Genomic DNA, 19,906 nt, shown 5'->3' on the forward strand with positions numbered 1-19,906 from the left:
CGGGTCACTCTCCCAGGGTAAATCGGGCAACATTATTGGCGCCTGCGCGAGCGGGAAGATCAACTTCCTCGCCTTGGTAGCGCAGCTCAACGCCGGTGGCATTGCCTACGGTTAAGCGAAATGGTGGCTCGCCTTCGACGGTCGTCGAGGTGCCGGGCGTTTGCAGACCAACGAAGACGCGCTGGTTGGTGGCATCAAAAATTTCAGTCCAAGACTGCTCGTTAAACGTCAGCTCAAGCAGATTGGCATTGGCGTTTTGGGCGGCGGCAGCGGTTTGCTCGCTATCAGCGCCGTTCTGCTCATTAGCACTTTCTTCACTAGCGCTTTCTTCACTACTCGTCTCTTCGCTATCAGTTTCTGCAGTAGTGCTGAGCTCATCATTTTCATTGGCTGCGCTATTGTCGCTATCCTGTAGTGGCTCATCTAGCCCAGCAATGGCGTCAGCGTCATCTTGCGCGCTGGGAGCCTGGTCTTGTGAAACTGTAGGTGTAACGCGAGCAGCATCACTTTGCAGCGACGCGCTTTCATCGCCACTGGTAAAGCTTGAGTCAGGGCTCTCTTCTGCGTCAGCTGGTTCACCTGCTGGCTCTGCAGAGGCGGGAGCGGTCTCTTCTGTGGAAGTGGAGCCAAAGCCCGGCGGCTCATTGCCGCCCCGGCTCTGCCACCACATAACGGTCACGGCGATAAGCGCCACAATCACCAGCAGGGTAACCAGCTTAAACAGCCAGGCGCCAATCCGGGAGGGCGGCCTGGCGGTGGAGACCGGGGTGACTTTGCGTTCGGTGTCGGTACCACCGCTGCGGGCTTGATAAGCCTCCAGCACCAGCCGGTCATCCATGCCCAGGTATTTTGCGTAAGAGCGCAGATAGCCGCGGCGATAAGCGGCGACGGGAATCTCTTGATAGTTATCCTGCTCAAGCCCGCCCACCACGGCGGGGCGCAGGTTTAACGCCCGGGCTGCATCGGCGAGCGGAATACCAAGCTGCTCGCGCTGGCGAGCAAGAAGTTCGCCAGGAGAGGCGCTAGTGTTCGAGCTATCAATGACGTTTTCTTGTGACTGTGTATCGCTCATGGCTGAGCATCCTTGATTAAATAAGCGGTGATCAGGGCGTCTGTCTATTAGTCAGTCGTTGCCAAGCAGGCGCTGATATTCGGCGGCGGCGCTATGCTCGCCGCGTGAATGAGCGATATCAACCGCCATTCTTAGCGCTGCTTGGTCGGGGTCGGCGAGCTGTAAATAAGTTTGCAGCGGTGCCCAGGCCTGAGAGTAATTGCCCTGCGAATATTCGAGTTCAGCTAACATTAAATAGCCGCGTGAATTACGCGGATCAATACTTTGCGCGCGCTCCAACCGAGCGCGCGCTTTATCAAAATCTTCCAGCGCCAGGTAACACTGCCCTAAATTGGTAAATAGCTGGGCTCGGTTGGCGTACTGGGCATCTTCTGATGCGGTTTCTAACTGCTCACAGGCAGCGTCAAACTGGCCCTGACCATACAAGAACGCCGCATAGTTGTTGCGGGCGCGGGTGTAGTCAGGTTCGGCGTTGACCGACTGTTGAAAATAGTCGTCGGCAAGCGCGTTTTCGCCCTGGCGTTGGTAGACCAGTGCCAGTGCTTGCAGCGCTTCTGCATGGCGTGGGGCAATTTCCAGCGCCCGATCCAGTGCGTTGAGTGCGCGGGGAAGGTTGTTGCGTTCCAGATAGGCGACGCCAAGCTGGGTATAAGCGTCTGCCGCCGCGGGGTTGGCTTGCGGTGTAAGGTTGTTGGACGAGGCACAGCCGGCTAGCCACAAGCTACCGATAAGCACGGTGAGCATGGGCACCCGCGATGGGTGTTGGCGCCTGCGGTGAGCGATCATGTAAATCCTCGTGTGGTGAACGTCCAACTGCTAGTAAGGCAATACAGACAAACAGTAGTGCTAATCTAAATAAAAACCGTGACCATCAAAGCGCCGTGCCAAGCGGAAGTCAAGATAAGCCCGGTTTTCTACACTCCACCTTAGTCCGCATCGAGCTGTACTGACTGGATATAGCGCGCGCTGCGTTTGGTGCGGTCTTTCACGCGACCAACGAGCTGGCCGCAGGCGGCATCAATATCTTCACCTCGGGTTGTTCTCACCGTGGCGTTATAGCCTAAATCATACAGCCACTGCTGGAAGCGCATCACCTGGTTACGCGACGGTTTTTCGTAACCCGAGTTGGGGAACGGGTTAAACGGTATCAGGTTGATCTTACACGGCAGCTCTTTCAGCAGCGCGGCAAGCTGCTCGGCGTGCTCCTGCTGATCGTTGATGTCCTTGATCAGCGTGTACTCAATAGTGACCTGACGATTATCCGGGCACTTGGAAAGGTAGCGGTGGCAAGCATCCAGTAGCGCGCGAATATTGTACTTACGGTTGATGGGCACCAGCTCATTGCGCAATTCGTCCGTAGACGCATGCAGCGAAATCGCCAAGCTAACGTCCATTTCATCGCCAAGCTTGTCGATCATCGGCACCACGCCAGAGGTCGACAGCGTCACGCGGCGCTTGGAGAGGCCATAGCCGTTGTCATCAAGCATCAGCTTCATGGCGGGCACAACGTTGTCGAAGTTGAGCAACGGTTCGCCCATGCCCATCATCACCACGTTGGTCACCGGACGGTTCGCCGTATCACGGCGCGGGCCAACGCTGCGCTGGGCGACCCATACCTGGCCGATAATTTCAGCAGCGGTTAAGTTGCGCTGAAACCCCTGCTTGCCGGTGGAGCAGAAGCTGCAGTCCAGCGAGCAGCCGACCTGGGAGGAGACGCATAGCGTGCGGCGTTTACCGTTCTCCGCCGGGATCAGCACCGTTTCTACATAGCTGCCGTCCTCCACTTCCAGCACCCACTTACGGGTGCCGTCGCTGGAAGTACCCTCATAAATCACCCCTGGGCCACGAATTTCTGCCAGCCGGGCCAGTTTTTCACGCAGCGGTTTGGAGAGATTCGTCATGGCAGCAAAGTCATCGCTACCTTCCTGGTGAATCCACTTCATCAGCTGCGTAGCACGGAACTTCTTTTCGCCGATCGACAAAAAGAAGGCTTCCATCTGCTCGCGGGACATGCCAAGCAGGTTTTGACGCTCAGGCGTCGCTTTTGCAGCAGGCGTGCGGGCGGCGTCTGAGCTCTCGGCGTCAGTGCGTGGGGCGGGCGTATGTTGGGCTACATTGGTGGTCATGGCGGTCAGCGTTATAGAAAGGGGCGGGGGACTAGCCCCCGCAAAATGGCCGGCAACGAAAGTTGAGACGGCAGCGCTACCTGACTGGCTTAGCGCGGGCAGATTTCGTCGTTGCCAAAGAAGTAGCTAATTTCGCGCTCAGCGCTTTCCGGAGAATCAGAACCATGGACAGCGTTAGCGTCGATTGTTTCCGCAAAGTCGGCGCGAATAGTGCCGGGTGCCGCTTCTTTCGGGTTAGTCGCACCCATCAGATCACGGTTTTTAGCGATAGCGCCTTCACCTTCCAGCACTTGAACAACGACCGGGCCAGAGGTCATGAAACCGACCAGATCTTTAAAGAAGGGACGCTCTTTGTGCTCTGCGTAGAAACCGCCAGCCTTCTCTTCAGAGAGCTGAACCATCTTCGCGGCAACGACTTTTAGGCCAGCTTTTTCGAAGCGGGCGATGATGTCACCGATCGCATTTTTAGCAACGGCATCAGGCTTGATAATAGAAAGAGTGCGTTCAGTAGCCATGTTAATGGTCTCCATAAATGGGGGCTAAGCAAAATTGCCGCCCCAGAAAGCCGGGGCGGCCCAGAAAATAATTCGGCTAATAGCGTTTAAGCAGCTAGCGTTTTAACAAGCGTCGAGAGTTACCCGGCGCTTGTTGTTGGGTATCTAGGGGCGCGATTATAACCCTTAAGCCAGGGGATGAATACCGGTGATGAAACCTGACCGAAAAGGCTAAACGGTAAAGCTTTCGCCGCAGCCGCACTCATCTTTGACGTTGGGGTTGTTGAAGCGGAAAAAGCGGTTCAGCCCTTCGCTGACGTAATCCACTTCGCTGCCGTTAAGCATCTCCACTGCATCGGGGGCGACATAGACGCTGGCACCGTGGGCTTCAAAATGGACTTCTTCGTCGCTAACCGAGTCGGCAAAATCGAGCACGTAGCTATAGCCAGAGCAGCCGCTTGGCTTGACCGAAACGCGCAGGCCGAGGCCTTGACCACGCTCATCAAGCACGTGGCGAATCTGTTGTGCGGCAGCCGGGGTAATATTGAGTGTTGCCATGAGGCGTCCTCCTTGAAAATAGTCAGCTAGTCAGCCGCTTGACGGGGCGGTGTACGTAAACCGCTCACCGCATGGCGTATGAGCGTTAGCGCATGATCAATGTCGGCTTCGGTGGTAAAGCGCCCGAAGCTAAAACGCAGCGATGAGAGGGCCAGTGAGCGCGGCGTGCCGATGCCGAGCAGCACGTAGGACGGGTCGACGCTGGCCGAATTGCACGCCGAACCTGTAGAAACCGCCACATCGCGGAGCGCCATCAGCAGCGATTCACCGTCGACGCCTTCAAACGCCAAGTTGAGAATGTTGGGTACGGAGCGCGGCTCTTTGTGACCCAATGGCGTATTGGAAAACACACCCTCGACGCCTTCAAGGCCGCGCAGAAAGCGCTGCTGCAAGCGCGTAATATGTGCATTGTCTTCGTTGTACTGCTGCTGCATCAGCGCAAAGGCTTCACCCATGCCCGCAATTTGGTGTGTTGGCAGGGTGCCGGAACGCATGCCGCGTTCATGGCCACCGCCATGGATCAGCGCCTCAACGCGAATATCCGGGTGGCGCTTTACATACAGCGCCCCGACGCCTTTAGGGCCGTAGGTTTTATGGCCAGACAGCGACATTAGATCAATTTGCTGGGCCACTACGTCTAAGGGAATACGCCCCACCGCCTGGGCGGCATCGGTATGAAAAGCTGCGCCAAACTCATGAGCAACCGCCGCCAGAGCAGCGATATCGTTGACGCTGCCAAGCTCGTTGTTAACCGCCATCAGTGAGACCAGCGCTGTGTCGTCGCGCATGGCGTCGCGCAGTTGTTCAGGCTGGATACAGCCATCCCGTCCCGGCGTTAGCCAGGTGACCTCAAAGCCCTCTTTCTCTAGCGCATGGGCAGTGTCAACGATGGCTTTGTGCTCAATCGTCGAGGTCACCAAGTGTAGGCCGCGTTCGCGGTTAGCGCGCATAAAACCAATCAGCGCTAGGTTGTCTGCTTCGGTGGCGCCGCTGGTCCAGACGATCTCTCTGGGATCGGCGCCAATCGCGTCGGCTACCTGACGCCGCGCCTGCTCAATCACCTGCTCTGCCTGCCAGCCCAGCATATGGCTGCGCGAAGCTGGGTTGGCAAATAGCTGGTCAACCGTCAGGTAGCGTTGCATAACCTCAACCACGCGGGCATCCGCCGGCGCGGTGGCGGCGTAATCCAGGTAAATGGGTAGCGTGGGTGTGGTCATCGTTACGTTCCAGCGGTTAAGCGGTCAGGGTAATCGGGTTTATGTCGTAGGGTCAGGGTGAAGAGGCGAGAATGCCTGCCTCGACACGCTGCTTCTGTCGCGACGCAATACGTATGACATCAGGACGCAGCATCAGTTGTGCCAGAGTCATATCGTCAAGGAAGTGGCGGATCTGCACTGAGAGCTCGCACCACAAATGGTGGGTCAAGCAGGTGTCTCCCTGCTGGCAATCGGAAAGCCCCTGGCAGCGGGTGGCATCAACGCTTTCGTCCACCGCGTCAATCACCTTTGAAACGCTAATCTCGTCTGCAGGCTGCGAAAGCAGGTAGCCGCCGCCTGGGCCGCGCACGCTGTTGACCAAGCCTGCACGGCGCAGGCGAGCAAAAAGCTGCTCTAAATAAGACAGCGATATCTCTTGGCGCTGGGAGATATCGCTTAGGCTGGTCGGGCCGTTGTGGGCATGCAAAGCTAAATCGAGCATGGCGGTAACGGCGTAACGGCCTTTGGTGGTCAAGCGCATGGCAAGCCTCTCGACGCTGAACGCTCAGCGCACTAACGGCAAATGTGCTGCCATTATGGGAAAGCCTGAGTGCTTTGGTCAACCATTACGCGGCGGCAGTGTTTCTTGCTCGGTCTCATGCCCCGCCTCTTGCTTAGCTGATGGCGGTGTGGCCGAGCGTTTGCCAACGCCGGGGCAGCCGGTATCGTGCTCATCCAGTATGTCGGCAAAGTCTTCATCGCGCAGCGCCGGTAATTGGCCGTCGCGGTAGTTATCATCTAGCTTGCGCAGGGTCGAGCACATGCGCTCGATACGCTCATCCACGGCGTGCATATGGTCGAGCATGGCCTGCATCGAGCGGGCTACCGGGTCGGGCATGTCCTGGCTGACGCCGTAGGCATCAAAGCCAAATTTTTGGCAGATGGCTTCGCGGCGGGCGGGGTCGACGTCCAGTGCCTCTTCCACATCCGGGTCGGCGCGTTTGACTATTTTGCCGGGAATGCCCACTACCGTGGCGCCCGGCGGTACCTCTTTGGTGACCACGGCATTAGAGCCAATTTTCGCTCCGGCACCAACGGTGAACGGGCCTAATATCTTAGCACCTGCACCGACAATGACCCCATCGCCCAAAGTAGGGTGGCGCTTGCCTTTGCTCCAGCTGGTGCCGCCCAGGGTGACACCTTGATAGAGCGTCACGTTATCGCCGACCAGCGCCGTTTCGCCAATGACCACACCCATGCCGTGGTCAATAAAAAACCGCCGACCAATCGTGGCGCCCGGATGAATTTCAATGCCGGTGAGCCAGCGTGAAAACGTCGAGAGCGTGCGCGCCAGCCACTTGAGGTTTTTTTTCCACAGCCAGTGGCCGCAGCGGTGTAGCAGTAGGGCGTGCAGGCCGGGGTAGTTGGTCAGCACCTCAAGAAAGTTACGTGCGGCCGGGTCGCGGTCAAATACGCTGTTGATATCTTCACGTAGACGTTGAAACATGAGGTGTTCCTTGGCGTTAAAGGGCGGCGTCTAGCTATCGAAATACCCATAGTCGGTCAAATATCGATAGTGGAATCACGTTAGCAGAATAGCGAAGTTGGGGCGCGCAGCATCAACTTCAAGTTTAGCGTTTCCAGCCTAATAAGTTACGGCTTGGGTGGCTTGGTGTTCGCAGCCTTTTCAGTGGCCGACAGAATCCCGCGCAAAATATTCATTTCCATACGCTCAGGGCGGGCGCGCAGGTACAAGCGGCGCAGTCTCGCCATTAGCTGCCGCGGCTGATCAGGGTCGTGGAAATCTATACCAATCAGCGTGCGCTCTAAATGCTCGAAGTAGCGCTCAAGTTCGGCATGCGTTGCCAGCTCATCGTCATCACTCGCTACGACTGCGGGCGCATCAGCTTGGCTTAGCCATGCCATGCGACACTCATAGGCAAGCACCTGAACTGCTGCGGCCAAATTGAGCGAGCTAAAATCAGCATTGGTGGGGATATGCACGTGGGCGTGGCAGCGCTGCAGCTCGGCATTCGTCAAGCCGCTGTCTTCGCGGCCAAACACCAGCGCCACGCGGGCGCCTTCGGGTTGGCACTCGGTGGGTAGGCGATCAGCTAATTCCCTGGGCGAAAGCATCGGCCATGGCAGAGTACGCGAGCGCGCACTGGCGCCCACGGCCAGGGTGCAATCAGCCACCGCCTCTTCCAGTGTGGCATGCACACTGGCTTGATGAAGGAGGTGGTCAGCGCCGGACGCGCGGGAAATGCTGTCCTGGGCAATCACTTCACAGCGGGGGGCAACGAGGGCTAAATCTGCCAGGCCCATATTGTGCATGGCGCGTGCCACGCCGCCGATATTGCCGGGATGGCTGGTGCCGATAAGAACAATGCGAATGCGCTCAAGCATGATAAGGCTCGGTGAATAATGAAGGTGATTATTATCGCGTAAAGCGCGCAGTCTAGCATGAGTCGATGGCATGCCCGAGAGCGGTCTGCTAGAATTACGCGCCACTGGCGGCTAATTGCGCCCATTTATTATTACCCGTTCTTTAACATCACTGTGACAAGGCCCAACCATGAATCCGATGGTCCAATTTACGCTGCGCGCTGCGCGTGGCGCCGTTGAACACTTCCTGCGCGTACGCGAACGTATTGAAAACGCACACGATGAATTTAACCTTGACCGCCTGCTCGATGAGACAGCGCGCAAGGCAGAAGCGACGATTGTTCAGCAGTTGGAACGCGGTTACCCCCAGCATGGAGTTACCGGCCGCTTTACCCCGCACCGTGCGGGTGAAGGCGAAGGCGCGGATATCGTCTGGAAAATTGAACCGATGCATGGCTACTCCAATTTAGCCGTTGCCGGTAAGGGCTTTGCACTCTCAGTGGTGTGTCTCATCAAAGGTCGTCCCGAACACGCAGTGATTATCTGTCCGTTCGCCGACGATGAATATATCGCCAGCCGCGGCCGCGGCGCCCAGCACAACGACAAGCGCATGCGCGTTAGCAAGCCTACCGCCATCAGCGGCACGCGTATGGCCATGAGCCTGCCGGAAGTTTGGCTGCGCCCGCGCAATTTACCTGCCTATTTGACCGTTTCACAGCAGCTTGCCCCGCAGGTCGAAAACCTGCTGGCCACGGGCTGTGGGCTGCTGGATTTGTGTGAGTTGGCCACTGGGCGCGTGGATAGCGCTTTTGTACTCGGCCTGGAAGAGCAGGATATGCAGGTAGGCACGCTGTTCCTGAAAGAGGCGGGCGCCTTGATGGGAACGCCGGACGGCCAGCCCACGGTGAAAGTAGAAGGGCAGTTAATGGCAGCCGGGCCGCGTCTCTATAAAGCGCTGATCAAGCAGCTAACGCCGCACTTCTAAGCAGCGCTGCTGAATCTTTCAAGACATAAGTTTTAAAGACGAAAAAAGGCCCCTGCTGGGTTCCCAGCAGGGGCCTTTTTGTAGGCTAAATAAGAGGAGTAAAGAGATGCGCCGTTAAGGCAGCTCTTCCTCTTCTTCGTCGAGCTCTTTCTTGGTGGGAATCAAATCTTCTCGCGACAGCTTCAGCGGTAGCAGCAGCGCCGCGGCAATATAGATAGACGAGAATGTGCCCACAACGATACCGACCAGCAGCGCAATGGCGAAGTTCTCAATCATATCGCCGCCAAGCAGTAGCAGCGCGAGCAGTACCAGTATAGTTGTGCCCGAGGTTGCCAGGGTGCGCGAGAGCGTGGCGTTAATCGCTTCGTTGAATATCTGCGGCATATCGTCGATACGCGAGGTGCGGATGGCTTCGCGGACGCGATCATAAACCACAATGGTATCGTTCAACGAGTAGCCGATAACTGCTAGGATCGCCGCCAATACGGTAAGGTCGAAATCGAGCTGAAACAGCGCAAAAACGCCCACCACAATCAGTACATCGTGCATCAGTGCCAGCAGTGCGCCAATCGCAAACTTGTACTGGAAGCGAAAGGCAACGTAGATCATGACTACGCCGAGTGCTACCAGCAGGCCTAGGCCGCTTTGATCACGCAGTTGGTCACCAACTTGGGAGCCCACAAACTCAGAGCGAACAAGGTCAACGCTATCGCCACTCGCGCGCAGCAGGTTAACGACCTCAGCGCCCACATCGGCATCAAACGCCTGCTGAAGGCGGATCAATACTTCGGTTGATGCCCCAAATGTCTGTACGGAGACATCCTGAAAGCCGCTCTCTTCAAGCAGCACACGGATAGCGTCCAGAGAGGGCGCAGCGCCATAGCGCACCTCTACGAGTGTGCCGCCAGTAAAGTCCAACCCTAGGTTGAGCTGCTGGAGCAGGATGGCACCAATCGACACGATAAGTAGCACGGCGGAGACGACAAACGCGATGTTGCGTCGTCCCATAAAGTCGATTTGCAGGTGTGATATGGGTTTCATTACCACCTCTTAAGTTCTGGGCTAAGCACGTGGATTAAATCCACAGCTTTTTGACGGGTTTGCTGCCATAGGCCAAGTTGACCATGGCGCGAGTCACCATCAGAGCGGTGAACAGCGACGTCAAAATGCCGATAGAGAGTGTGACGGCGAAACCTTTCACCGGGCCGGAGCCAATCGAGAACAGGATAACGGCCACCAGTAGCGTGGTGATGTTGGCGTCGACGATGGAGGTGAAGGCGCGCTCATAACCGGCTTGGATCGCCTGCTGAACCGACATTCCATTGCGCAGCTCTTCGCGTATTCGCTCGAAAATAAGCACGTTGGCGTCCACCGCCATACCCAGCGTCAGTACGATGCCAGCAATACCCGGCAGCGTCAGCGTGGCGCCCAACATCGACATCACCGCGACCAGCAGCGTTAAGTTAAGCGCCAGGGCGATATTGGCAAACACGCCAAACACCTTGTAGCGCACCAGCATAAACAGCACGACCAGCAGCAGGCCGATCTGTACCGAAAGCAGGCCCCGCTCGATGTTTTCAGCGCCCAAGCTTGGCCCGATCGTGCGCTCTTGCACAAAGTAGATGGGCGCGGCAAGGGAGCCAGAACGCAGCAGCAGCGCCAGTTCAGCGGCTTCCGTTGGCGAGTCTAGGCCGGTGATCCGAAAGCTGTTGCCCAGAGCGCTTTGAATCGTTGCCAGACTGATCAGGCCGCGCTCAACGTAAGGCTCGCGTTCAATGGTCTCTTCACCCGTTTCCGGGTCGGTCACCACGGTATCTTCGCTCTTATGCTCAATGAACAGCACCGCCATGTTGCGGCCGATATTGGTGCGCGTGGCGCGGTTCATCAACGTACCGCCGGTGCCGTCCAAATCAATGTTGACCTGCGGGCGGCCATTCTCATCAAAACTGTTGCTGGCGCTGGAAACGCTATCGCCGGTAATGATCACATCGCGCATTAGCTCGGCAGAGCGCGAAGGTTCATTTCGGAAGGTAAGGGTTTCCGTTTCGTTATCCGGGGTGTCGTTGCGCGCTTCCAGGCGAAATTCCAGGTTAGCCGTTGCGCCAACAATGCGCTTAGCTGCCACGGTGTCCTGGATGCCGGGCAGTTCCACGACGATCTGGTTGGGGCCTTGGCGCTGCACCATAGGCTCAGCCACACCCAGTTCGTTGACCCGGTTGCGTAAGGTGGTCAAGTTCTGGTTGATCGCGTAATCCTGAATTTCGCTGACCGACTGGTCGCTAAGCGTCATTACTAGCGAGGAAGCACGGCCATCACCTTCGCTACTATATTCAAACTCAGGGAAGTCGCGGCTGATCAGGCTACGTGCCGTATCGCGATCTTCGGCGCTGGCGAAATCGATCGACAGCGTGCGCTCTTCGACTTCAGTGTTGCGGTAGCGGAGACGCTCACTGCGCAGCAGTTCACGCATAGCGCTGGCGTTGACTTCCAGACGCTGGGTTAGCGCAGCGTCCATATCCACTTCGAGCAGGAAGTGAACGCCACCGCGCAGATCAAGGCCCAGCGTCATGGGCGAGGCGGAAAACGCCTGCAGCCACTCGGGCGTTGCTTCGGCGAGGTTCAGCGCTACCGTTGCCTCATCGCCTAAAAGGTCGGTGGCAATGTCGCGTGCGGGGAGTTGATCGTCGTCATGGCGTAAACGAATGAGCCACTGCCCGTTCTCTTCTTCGAGCGCTTTGACCTCAATATCGTTTTCGCTGAGAGCGGTTTCGACGCGGTCTATTTGACGCTCATCCAACGAATCGCCTTGGGCGCTGCTGATTTGGATGGCGGGGTCTTCGGGGAATAGATTGGGAAGCGAGTAGATAAGGCCAACCACCAGGACGACCAGTATCAGTAGATACTTCCACAGGGGGTAACGGTTGAGCATGCAAGCCCTGCCTTCAATTACAAACGGAATGCTGTGCAAGGACATGCCGTGCACAGCAAAGTTCACCATCATTCATACCATGTCACCCCTGCCGGGGTGGCTGGCACTGGCTCGGCAGGGGGATTACAGGGTTTAGATGGACTTGATGGTGCCTTTAGGCAGTACGGCGGCAACGGCGTTCTTCTGCACGTTAACTTCGGTGCCTTCAGAGATCTCGATGGTCAGGAATTCGTCGCTCACCTTCGTGATACGACCCACCAAACCACCGCCAATGACGATCTCATCACCTTTGTCCAGGTTGCTGACCAGTTGCTTGTGCTGCTTAGCGCGCTTGGCCTGCGGGCGCCACAACAGGAAGTAGAAAATCAGCACGAAGCCGACCAGCATGACGATTTGCGCAATACCACCGCCAGCGGCGGCTTCTTGGGCATGGGCTGGTGAGATGAAGAAATCCAGCATTACAGAGAACTCCTGAGTTAGAAAACGTCTGGGTTAGAAAAGCTTAGGTTTAATAAAGCTTAAAAAGCATGGTTTTTAAAAGCATAGCCAAGCAGTTTAAACCACGCGCCAAGGCGCGTGGCGATTAATTCGCTAGGGGAGGCACTGGCAGGCCACGCCGTGCATAGAAGCCTTCCACAAAGGTCGTCAATGTACCCGCTTCAATTGCCGCGCGCAAATCAGCCATTACACGCTGGTAATAACGTAAGTTGTGGATGGTGTTGAGCATTGAGCCGAGCATTTCATTGCAACGGTCTAAGTGGTGCAGATAGCCCCGCGAAAAGCTCTTGCAGGTATGGCAATCGCACTCTTCATCAAGCGGGCGGGTGTCAAAACGGTGCTTGGCGTTACGAATTTTGACCGTGCCTTCCGAGGTGAATAGGTGGCCGTTACGCGCGTTGCGGGTGGGCATCACGCAATCGAACATATCCACCCCCCGGCGCACGCCTTCCACCAGGTCTTCGGGTTTGCCGACGCCCATTAAATAGCGCGGCTTGTCATCGGGCATCCAGGTGGGCAAGTAGTCGAGAACCTTGATCATTTCTTCCTTAGGTTCGCCCACCGAGAGACCGCCAATCGCCAAACCATCAAAACCAATCTCTAACAGCCCTTTGAGCGAGCGTTCGCGTAGCTCAGGATGCATGCCGCCCTGGATAATACCGAACAGCGCAGAAGGGGAGTCGCCGTGGGCTTCCCGCGAGCGCTTGGCCCAGCGCAGCGACAGCTCCATAGACTTCTCGGCTTCGTCAAAGGTAGCCGGGTAGGGCGTACACTCGTCAAAAATCATCACCACATCGGAGCCTAGCGAACGCTGAACCGCCATGGACTCTTCCGGGCCCATAAAGACTTTGCTGCCATCAACCGGCGAGCGGAAGTGCACTCCCTGCTCGGTGATCTTGCGCGTCTCGCCCAGGGAAAATACCTGGAAGCCACCGGAGTCGGTCAGAATCGGTTTATCCCACTGGGCGAAGTCGTGCAGGTCGCCGTGGGCTTCAATCACTTCGGTGCCAGGGCGCAGCCACAGGTGAAAGGTATTGCCCAGGATGATTTCGGCACCGATCTCTTTGACGGAATCCGGCGTCATGCCTTTCACCGTGCCGTAGGTGCCTACTGGCATAAATGCCGGGGTCTCCACCGTGCCACGGGGGAAGTGAAGGCGGCCACGGCGGGCACGACCATCGTCGGCCAAGCGCTCAAAGCGCATAAAGCATTCGTTTCGCATATGAAGTAACTCGTAATCTCGTTCGTTTGGCGCGACAGTACAGGGGTAAACAATACCTAGCGGGTCAACAGCATGGCGTCGCCGTAGCTAAAAAAAGCATAGCGCTCGGCCACTGCCCGTTGGTAGGCATGCATGATGGTGTCATAGCCCACAAAGGAGGACACCAGCATCAGCAGAGTTGATTCAGGCAAATGGAAGTTGGTAATTAAAGCATCCACGCAGCGCCACTGGTAACCGGGGTAGATGAAAATGTCGGTATCGCCACTATAAGGTGCGATCTTCCCGTCGCTACTTTTCATGCAGGCGCTTTCCAGGCAGCGCACGCTGGTAGTGCCCACGGCGACCACCCGCTTGCCGGCTGCCAGGGTCTCGCGCACCTGCTGGCAGGTGGCTTCCGTAACCTCAATCCACTCGCTGTGCATATGGTGTTCAAGGATGTTGTCGACGCGCACCGGCTGAAAGGTGCCCGCGCCTACGTGCAGGGTGACAAAAGCGCGGTTAATGCCTTTGTCGGCAAGGGCATCCAGCAGCGGCTGATCAAAATGAAGCCCGGCGGTAGGCGCCGCCACTGCGCCGTCACGCCGGGCATAGACGGTTTGGTAGCGCTCACGGTCACTGAGTTCGTCTTCGCGGGTAATATACGGCGGCAGCGGCATATGGCCGTGCTTTTCGAGCAGTGCAATCATCGGCGTATCGCCTAAAAAGCGCAGCTCAAACAGCGCATCACGGCGACCTTCTACAATGGCGTGAACATCGCCCTCGAAAATTAGCTCGGTGCCGGGCTTTGGCGATTTACTAGAGCGGATATGTGCCAAGCCACGGTGAGCATCCAACGGGCGCTCCAGCAGCATCTCCACCTTGCCGCCGCTGGCTTTGTGACCGTGCAGGCGCGCCGGAATCACACGGGTGTCGTTAAACACCAGCAGGTCGCCCGGTTCCAAAAGCTCAAGCAAGTCAGGAAAGCGGCGGTGCTCCAACGCGCCGCTCTGCCCATCCACGCACAGCAAACGGCAGTCGCTACGCTGCTCAGAAGGGTAGCGAGCAATTAACTCGTCGGGTAGTTCGTAATGAAAATCCGCGCGCTGCATGGCGTATAACTCTTAGCGTTGTTCAAACAGGCGGCATAGGATAGCGCTTTGGCTGGATAAAGTCAGTTAATGTGATTGACCTAACTAGAAATTTACGTATACTACGCACGCATTGCCGGTATGGCGGAATTGGTAGACGCAGCGGATTCAAAATCCGCCGCCTTTACGGGTGTGCCAGTTCGAGTCTGGCTACCGGCACCAAACATTAAAAATCAGGCGCTTAGGCGCCTTTTTTGTGCCTGCGATTTGTGTTTTCCCTTCCTAAATGTGTCCACAAAGTACCAGCGGAGATTTTGAGGCTTACTTCACTGTCTTCTCAAAACCCTTGGCCGTGAGGGTTCTAAAGAAACTAACCAGTTCTGCGCTCTTAGCATCTTCGTGCCAACTGGCGGCGTAGGTTTGGGCGCGCTCGGCGAGCTGTTGGCGCAGGGTGTTATCGCTTAGCAGGCGATTGACCTTGGTGGCAAAGTCGTCATGATTATCTTCGGCGATCAGGCAGCCTTCGCCCTCTTTTAACACATCAAGTGTGCCCATCGCGGCGGTGGAAACTACCGGCGTGCCGAGTGCCATTGCCTCCAGCAGTACCAGCCCTTGGGTTTCTGTACGTGATGCAAACACAAAAACGTCGGCGGCGCGGTAGGCCGCCTGCAGCGGGCCGCTGCGATCAAGGTAACCGAGAAAGAGCACCGACTCTGCCACGCCAACTTCCTGGGCGCGACGTACAAGCGAGTCATGAGCCGGGCCTTCGCCGGTAATAATGAGCCGGGTGGTGGGGTATTCGGCTAACACCTTGGGCAGCGTATCGATCAGAAAATCGATGTTCTTCTCAAAGGCGGCGCGACCTACATAGAGCAGCAGTCGCGCTTCTTGAGGCAGGTCGTAGTGGGATCGGAAGTCGCTATCATCCTGGGCTCCTTGAGGGTGGCAGAACGACTCAAGCGACAAGCCGGTGGGAATGACCGTGGTGGGCGTGGTCACGCCGTAGCGGATAAGTGCTTTCTGCATTGCTTGAGAGGGTGCCACCAAGGCGTCGAGTTGCTGGCACTGGTGCACTGAAACTCGGCGAGCGGCAAGTTGCAGCCAGCGTCGTGGAAGCCAGCGGATATAGTGATGAACATACTCCTCAAACAAGGTGTGATAGGTGGCCACCACTGGCAGTCCGAGCCGACGTCCCAGCGCCACGCCGGCATAGTGGGCGGTAAACGGCGTATGGACATGAATGAGATCGAAGTCCTGGTCGGCAAGCTGTGGTGCCAGGGCGATCAAGTCCCGGTAGCGCATCATGCGATCCTCCGGGTCGCCGGGTACCTGGCGCGAACGGATGCGCAGTACGCCCGGCTCGTCCACCTGACCGACTGGATAATCGGGGCAGATCAGCGTAACCGAGTGGCCCAGGCGTTCAAGGGCCCCTCGAAAACTGGCGATGGAGGTGGAAACGCCATTAACGCGTGGGAAGTAGACATCCGAAATCATCAGTATCTTCATACCGCTCAGCGGCGTCTTGGCCGTAGACGCCGTTGAGTGGAACAGCGTCAAAGCTGACGCCAGCCGCGCTTTGCGGTCAGCTTCACGTTGCTGGTGTAGGGCATTGCCGTTGGCTAAGTGAGTTAAGGCCGCGACTTCCTGGTCGCTGAGAGGAGAGCTAAGAGAGGGGCGTCGGCGCTGTGGCATTTTGTTTGGACTCTTTTGGCAGCTTATTGCCACGCTAACCCGAGTCCATGACTGACGGATGACAGCCAGCACCCAGCTTGCGCCCATCGAGCTGAGCGTTTGCGAACAGTTGGCGGTTCCCTCGCTTTTTATTGTCTAGCCGTTTTATAGTGCTTCAATAGCACTCGACGAAAGACGGTAATCCACCATGGCCCTTTTTGAGCTGCATAGCCGCAACTTAGCCCAAGAACAGGTGGCCCATACCCACGACTTCCATCAGCTTATTCTGGCCACTTGTGGTGTTACGGAGCTTTCGATGGAGGGGCAAGGGGAAAGGGTGACCGCACGCCGTGGCTGTCTGATTCCTTCCTCGCGCCATCACGAATACCAGGGCGATGGCAACAACCGTACCCTAGTGTTGGATATTCCCGTTGCCCAGTTGGCGTCGCTTGAGAAAGGCAGCGAGATTGAGCGCCTGTTCGATAAGCCGCGCTTTTTCAGCGTGCCTCCCGCGTTAAACCAGCTCACCCATGCCCTGGCGAATCAGCTTGAACAATGTCCCGCGCTGCAGAATGAAATCGCGATTCTACTGCTGCGCGCGCTGACCATGTATCTGCATGACGCCACTCCCACAGCGGTCGGGCAGTTGGGCCAGCACTGTATTAGCGAACGCCTCGACCTTGCTCGTTTGGATGTCTGGCTGGATCAGCACCTAGCTGATGAGATCCGCGTTGATCAGTTAGCTTCCCTATGTGCCTTGAGCCCAGGACACTTCCACAGCTGTTTTCGTGAGCTGACTGGCGTAACGCCGTTGGCCTATGTCCAGCGCAGGCGTTTAGAGCACGCGCGCACGCTAGTTCGCCATAGCACGCTTAGCCTGGGATATATCGCTATGCTGGTCGGCTTTTGCGATCAAGGGAGTTTTTCCCGCGCCTATAGGCGCTATTTTGAAGTCTCTCCTTCGTCCGATAGATAGACCCTCTCTTAGATAGCCACACCTCTCTAGATAGCCGCTTTCTGTAAATGGCTCCTTCCTGAAAACTGCCTGCATGACTTCCGGGCAAATCTACCGCAGTGTCGGGCAAGTAATTTGTCGGCGAGCGCACTAGTCTCTGATGATCCCTTTTAAATCAACACAACCTCTTTCAAGGAAAAACACCATGGGCGTTACCTATCAAGACAGCAATGCACGTATGAGCCAAGTGGCGATTCACAACGGCACCGTTTACCTCGCAGGCCAGGTTCCCCCTGATGCCACGGCGGATATGCGTGGCCAAACCGAGCAGGTGCTGGCGCGCATTGATCAACTGCTGGCCCAGGCGGGTACCTCGAAAGAGCACCTGATCTCGGCGCAAATTTGGGTCACCAGCATGGCGGAGTTCGACCAAATGAACGCTGCTTGGGATGCCTGGGTCGTGCCCGGTCGCCCGCCAGTGCGTGCGGCGCTGGAAGCCCAGCTCGCCAAGCCCGAGTGGAAAGTTGAGATTATGGTGGTAGCCGCGCTGCCAGAGGCCTGATATGCGGGTTGTTTCTGCCGAAGAGGTTTCTCGCCACCTGACGTGGGGTGGCTTGATCAAGCGGCTACACACGACGTTCGTGAACGGCGTGGAGTCGCCTCCCCGCCACCACCATGCGATGCACCGGCCAGATGGTGAAGCCACCATGCTGCTAATGCCCGCTTGGGAAGCGGCGGGCTATATCGGCGTCAAAATGGTCAACGTGTTTCCACAAAACGCCGACCACGGCATCCCAGCGATCTCTGGGCTTTACTTGCTCAGCGAGGGCAAACATGGCCAGCCGCTGGCCTGTATCGATGGCAGCGAGCTAACCCGACGTCGCACGGCGGCGGCTTCCTCGCTGGCCGCCCAAGCCTTGGCGATTGATAACGCAGAAACGCTACTGGTGGTGGGCACAGGCAAGTTGGCGCCCATGGTGATCGAGGCCCACGCCAGCGTCCGTCCCATCAAGCGGGTGCTGATCTGGGGCCGCAACCCCAGCAAATCGGCTGCGATTGCCGATGAGTACGCTGAGCGCTTTGAAACCCACGTGGTGGAAGAGCTGGCGGATGCCGCGGCAGAGGCGGACATTATTAGCTGCGTAACGCTCTCCAACCAGCCGCTGATTAAAGGTGAGTGGCTAACACCTGGCACCCACTTGGATTTGATCGGCGCGTTTCGACCGCAGATGCGCGAAACCGATGCGCTGTGTCTGCGTCGCTCAGAGGTATTTGTGGATACCTACGCCGGAGCCAAGGGCGAGGCAGGCGACATCCTGCAAGCCATTGAAGAGGGCGAGTTCCAGTTCGACCAGATTCAGGCCGAGCTTGCTGAAGTGCTGGCTGGGACTAAGTCGGGGCGCTCTGCACCGGAAGCCATCACGCTCTTCAAATCGGTAGGCGCTTCCCTGGAAGATTTAGCGGCTGCGATAGAAGTATGGGAGTCGCTACCCGAACAGCCATGATTTTTTCAACAGATATGGTTTTTATAATAACAATAGCAACAACGACATCGTCGCCGATCATGTGGCATCGCCAGTCATAACGAAGACCCACTAATAACCAAAACGAGGTATGTTATGAACGCTAAAAAATCAGTATTTTTCGCCGCCATGGCGGCACTGCCTTTGGCTATCGCCAGCGCCAATGCCCAGGCGCAATCCTATGAAATGGTGATCGCTACGCAGTTGCCCGAGGATATGAGTAATAACGAAATCTATCCGGCGCTGGTGCACTTTAAGAACCTGGTGGAGGCTCGAACCGACGGGGACCTTGAGGTCACTATCTTCGGCGGCGGTCAGCTGGGCTCCGAGGTAGAAAACGGCTCGGAAGTGCAGGGTGGGCGCACGCTGCAATCAACGATTATGTCAGCCGGGGCGATGTCATCGTTTTACCAGGATTATCAGGTCGTCACGGCGCCGTTCCTGTTTACCAATTGGCGTCAGGCGTGGAGTTTCTTTGATAGTGAATGGTTCGCCGACTTTATGTCCGGCACCGTCGAAGCCGCTGATATGCGTTATTTGGGCACCTTCGACGATGGCGGTGGCTTCGTCGCCTTCACTAACAACGTGCGCTTGATCGAGACCGTCGAAGATTTAGAAGGCCTCAATATCCGTACCGAAGAAAACCCCGCCCACGTGGCGATAATGCAATCGTTAGGCGCCTCTGCCACACCGCTGCCCTGGGGCGAGCTCATCACCGCGCTGGAAACCGGCCTTGCCGATGGCCAGTTCAATGCGCCGGTGCTCAACACCACCTTCAATTTTGATGCAGTGACCGACTACACCACGCTCACCGGGCATGTGTATAACAGCGCCCCCTGGGTGGTCAGCGAGTCGTGGTACCAATCGTTACCCGAAGAGCATCAGCAGGCGCTGGTAAGCTCCGCGCGGGAAGCGATTCAACTGAGCCACGGTATGTCGGGCGCTTTGGCTACCGCAAGTTGGGTGGAGTCCTGTGAACGCTTTGAAGAGTGCTACCTGATGCCCGACGCCGAGCGTGAGCGGATGGCGGAAATTGCCCGTCCCGCTTGGCAGGAGTGGATCGTCGATGACTTCGGCATGGACGAAGCCCGCGTACAGGGGCTGCTTGACGAAGTTGAACGTGTCGGCCAGCAGTTGGCAGAAGACGATTACCGCACTTATGGTCAATAAAAGCAGGGCCAATAAATGCAGGGCCAATAAAGCCAGGGTCAGTAAAACCGGGGCC

20 protein-coding genes and 1 tRNA gene are annotated in these 19,906 nt (G+C 57.0%); 6 read left to right on the plus strand and 15 right to left on the minus strand.

Annotated features, from left to right (window positions below):
* Positions 1–4: 4 nt before the first annotated feature.
* The 9 genes from QHL1GM_RS16110 to trmJ all read right to left on the minus strand — a co-directional run bounded on the left by QHL1GM_RS16110 (position 5) and on the right by trmJ (position 7,852).
* Positions 5–1,072, minus strand: coding sequence for a RodZ domain-containing protein (locus tag QHL1GM_RS16110; protein WP_071695372.1), 1,068 nt, complete (start codon positions 1,070–1,072; stop codon positions 5–7).
* A 51-nt stretch (positions 1,073–1,123) separates the two neighbouring features.
* Positions 1,124–1,858 (minus strand): type IV pilus biogenesis/stability protein PilW, encoded by a 735-nt coding sequence (gene pilW, locus QHL1GM_RS16115; protein WP_071695373.1) that lies wholly within the window; start codon positions 1,856–1,858, stop codon positions 1,124–1,126.
* Positions 1,859–1,998: 140 nt separating this feature from the next.
* Positions 1,999–3,198, minus strand: coding sequence for a 23S rRNA (adenine(2503)-C(2))-methyltransferase RlmN (gene rlmN / locus QHL1GM_RS16120; RefSeq protein WP_071695374.1), 1,200 nt, complete (start codon positions 3,196–3,198; stop codon positions 1,999–2,001).
* Positions 3,199–3,287: 89 nt separating this feature from the next.
* The gene (ndk, locus tag QHL1GM_RS16125; RefSeq protein ID WP_071695375.1) at positions 3,288–3,713 is read right to left on the minus strand and encodes a nucleoside-diphosphate kinase; all 426 of its coding nucleotides are present in this window, start codon (positions 3,711–3,713) and stop codon (positions 3,288–3,290) included.
* A gap of 210 nt (positions 3,714–3,923) precedes the next feature.
* On the minus strand, positions 3,924–4,250 hold the full coding sequence (locus QHL1GM_RS16130) for an iron-sulfur cluster assembly accessory protein (RefSeq protein WP_007111592.1): 327 nt from the start codon (positions 4,248–4,250) through the stop codon (positions 3,924–3,926).
* A gap of 26 nt (positions 4,251–4,276) precedes the next feature.
* A complete protein-coding gene (locus QHL1GM_RS16135; RefSeq protein ID WP_071695376.1) occupies positions 4,277–5,467 on the minus strand; it encodes an aminotransferase class V-fold PLP-dependent enzyme in 1,191 nt (396 codons plus the stop codon).
* Between the two features lie 52 nt (positions 5,468–5,519).
* The gene (iscR, locus tag QHL1GM_RS16140) at positions 5,520–5,987 is read right to left on the minus strand and encodes a Fe-S cluster assembly transcriptional regulator IscR (RefSeq protein ID WP_071695377.1); all 468 of its coding nucleotides are present in this window, start codon (positions 5,985–5,987) and stop codon (positions 5,520–5,522) included.
* Positions 5,988–6,065: 78 nt separating this feature from the next.
* A complete protein-coding gene (gene cysE, locus QHL1GM_RS16145) occupies positions 6,066–6,953 on the minus strand; it encodes a serine O-acetyltransferase (protein ID WP_071695378.1) in 888 nt (295 codons plus the stop codon).
* 146 nt (positions 6,954–7,099) lie between these two features.
* Entirely contained in the window at positions 7,100–7,852 is a 753-nt protein-coding gene (trmJ, locus tag QHL1GM_RS16150; protein WP_071695379.1) for a tRNA (cytosine(32)/uridine(32)-2'-O)-methyltransferase TrmJ, read from the minus strand.
* Positions 7,853–8,021: 169 nt separating this feature from the next.
* Between trmJ and QHL1GM_RS16155 the strand changes: the two genes are divergently transcribed.
* Positions 8,022–8,816: an inositol monophosphatase family protein gene (locus QHL1GM_RS16155; protein WP_071695380.1), complete on the plus strand. Its 795-nt coding sequence runs from the start codon at positions 8,022–8,024 to the stop codon at positions 8,814–8,816.
* Between the two features lie 114 nt (positions 8,817–8,930).
* Here the strand turns inward: QHL1GM_RS16155 and secF are convergent, their stop codons facing one another.
* From secF to queA, 5 genes are all read right to left on the minus strand, one after another.
* Complete coding sequence (gene secF / locus QHL1GM_RS16160; protein ID WP_071695381.1) at positions 8,931–9,857, minus strand: protein translocase subunit SecF; 927 nt, start codon at positions 9,855–9,857, stop codon at positions 8,931–8,933.
* Between the two features lie 34 nt (positions 9,858–9,891).
* Positions 9,892–11,745, minus strand: coding sequence for a protein translocase subunit SecD (gene secD / locus QHL1GM_RS16165; RefSeq protein ID WP_071696025.1), 1,854 nt, complete (start codon positions 11,743–11,745; stop codon positions 9,892–9,894).
* Between the two features lie 132 nt (positions 11,746–11,877).
* Entirely contained in the window at positions 11,878–12,204 is a 327-nt protein-coding gene (gene yajC / locus QHL1GM_RS16170) for a preprotein translocase subunit YajC (RefSeq protein ID WP_071695382.1), read from the minus strand.
* Between the two features lie 124 nt (positions 12,205–12,328).
* A complete protein-coding gene (tgt, locus tag QHL1GM_RS16175; RefSeq protein WP_071695383.1) occupies positions 12,329–13,465 on the minus strand; it encodes a tRNA guanosine(34) transglycosylase Tgt in 1,137 nt (378 codons plus the stop codon).
* Positions 13,466–13,521: 56 nt separating this feature from the next.
* Positions 13,522–14,553, minus strand: coding sequence for a tRNA preQ1(34) S-adenosylmethionine ribosyltransferase-isomerase QueA (gene queA, locus QHL1GM_RS16180; RefSeq protein WP_071695384.1), 1,032 nt, complete (start codon positions 14,551–14,553; stop codon positions 13,522–13,524).
* A 114-nt stretch (positions 14,554–14,667) separates the two neighbouring features.
* Here queA and QHL1GM_RS16185 point away from each other — a divergent pair.
* Positions 14,668–14,754, plus strand: a tRNA-Leu gene (locus tag QHL1GM_RS16185).
* A 99-nt stretch (positions 14,755–14,853) separates the two neighbouring features.
* Here the strand turns inward: QHL1GM_RS16185 and QHL1GM_RS16190 are convergent.
* Complete coding sequence (locus tag QHL1GM_RS16190; protein WP_083571047.1) at positions 14,854–16,224, minus strand: glycosyltransferase; 1,371 nt, start codon at positions 16,222–16,224, stop codon at positions 14,854–14,856.
* A gap of 187 nt (positions 16,225–16,411) precedes the next feature.
* Between QHL1GM_RS16190 and QHL1GM_RS16195 the strand changes: the two genes are divergently transcribed.
* The 4 genes from QHL1GM_RS16195 (at position 16,412) to dctP (ending at position 19,851) form a co-directional block, all read left to right on the plus strand.
* Complete coding sequence (locus QHL1GM_RS16195; protein WP_071695385.1) at positions 16,412–17,179, plus strand: AraC family transcriptional regulator; 768 nt, start codon at positions 16,412–16,414, stop codon at positions 17,177–17,179.
* Positions 17,180–17,363: 184 nt separating this feature from the next.
* A complete protein-coding gene (locus QHL1GM_RS16200; RefSeq protein WP_008959745.1) occupies positions 17,364–17,720 on the plus strand; it encodes a RidA family protein in 357 nt (118 codons plus the stop codon).
* A gap of 1 nt (position 17,721) precedes the next feature.
* Positions 17,722–18,663, plus strand: a complete 942-nt coding sequence (locus tag QHL1GM_RS16205; RefSeq protein WP_071695386.1) for an ornithine cyclodeaminase family protein — start codon at positions 17,722–17,724, stop codon at positions 18,661–18,663.
* A gap of 114 nt (positions 18,664–18,777) precedes the next feature.
* Entirely contained in the window at positions 18,778–19,851 is a 1,074-nt protein-coding gene (dctP, locus tag QHL1GM_RS16210; protein WP_071695387.1) for a TRAP transporter substrate-binding protein DctP, read from the plus strand.
* The last annotated feature ends 55 nt before the right edge of the window (positions 19,852–19,906 follow it).

The sequence above is a fragment of the Halomonas sp. QHL1 genome, from assembly GCF_001882345.1.
Classification (GTDB): Bacteria; Pseudomonadota; Gammaproteobacteria; order Pseudomonadales; family Halomonadaceae; genus Vreelandella.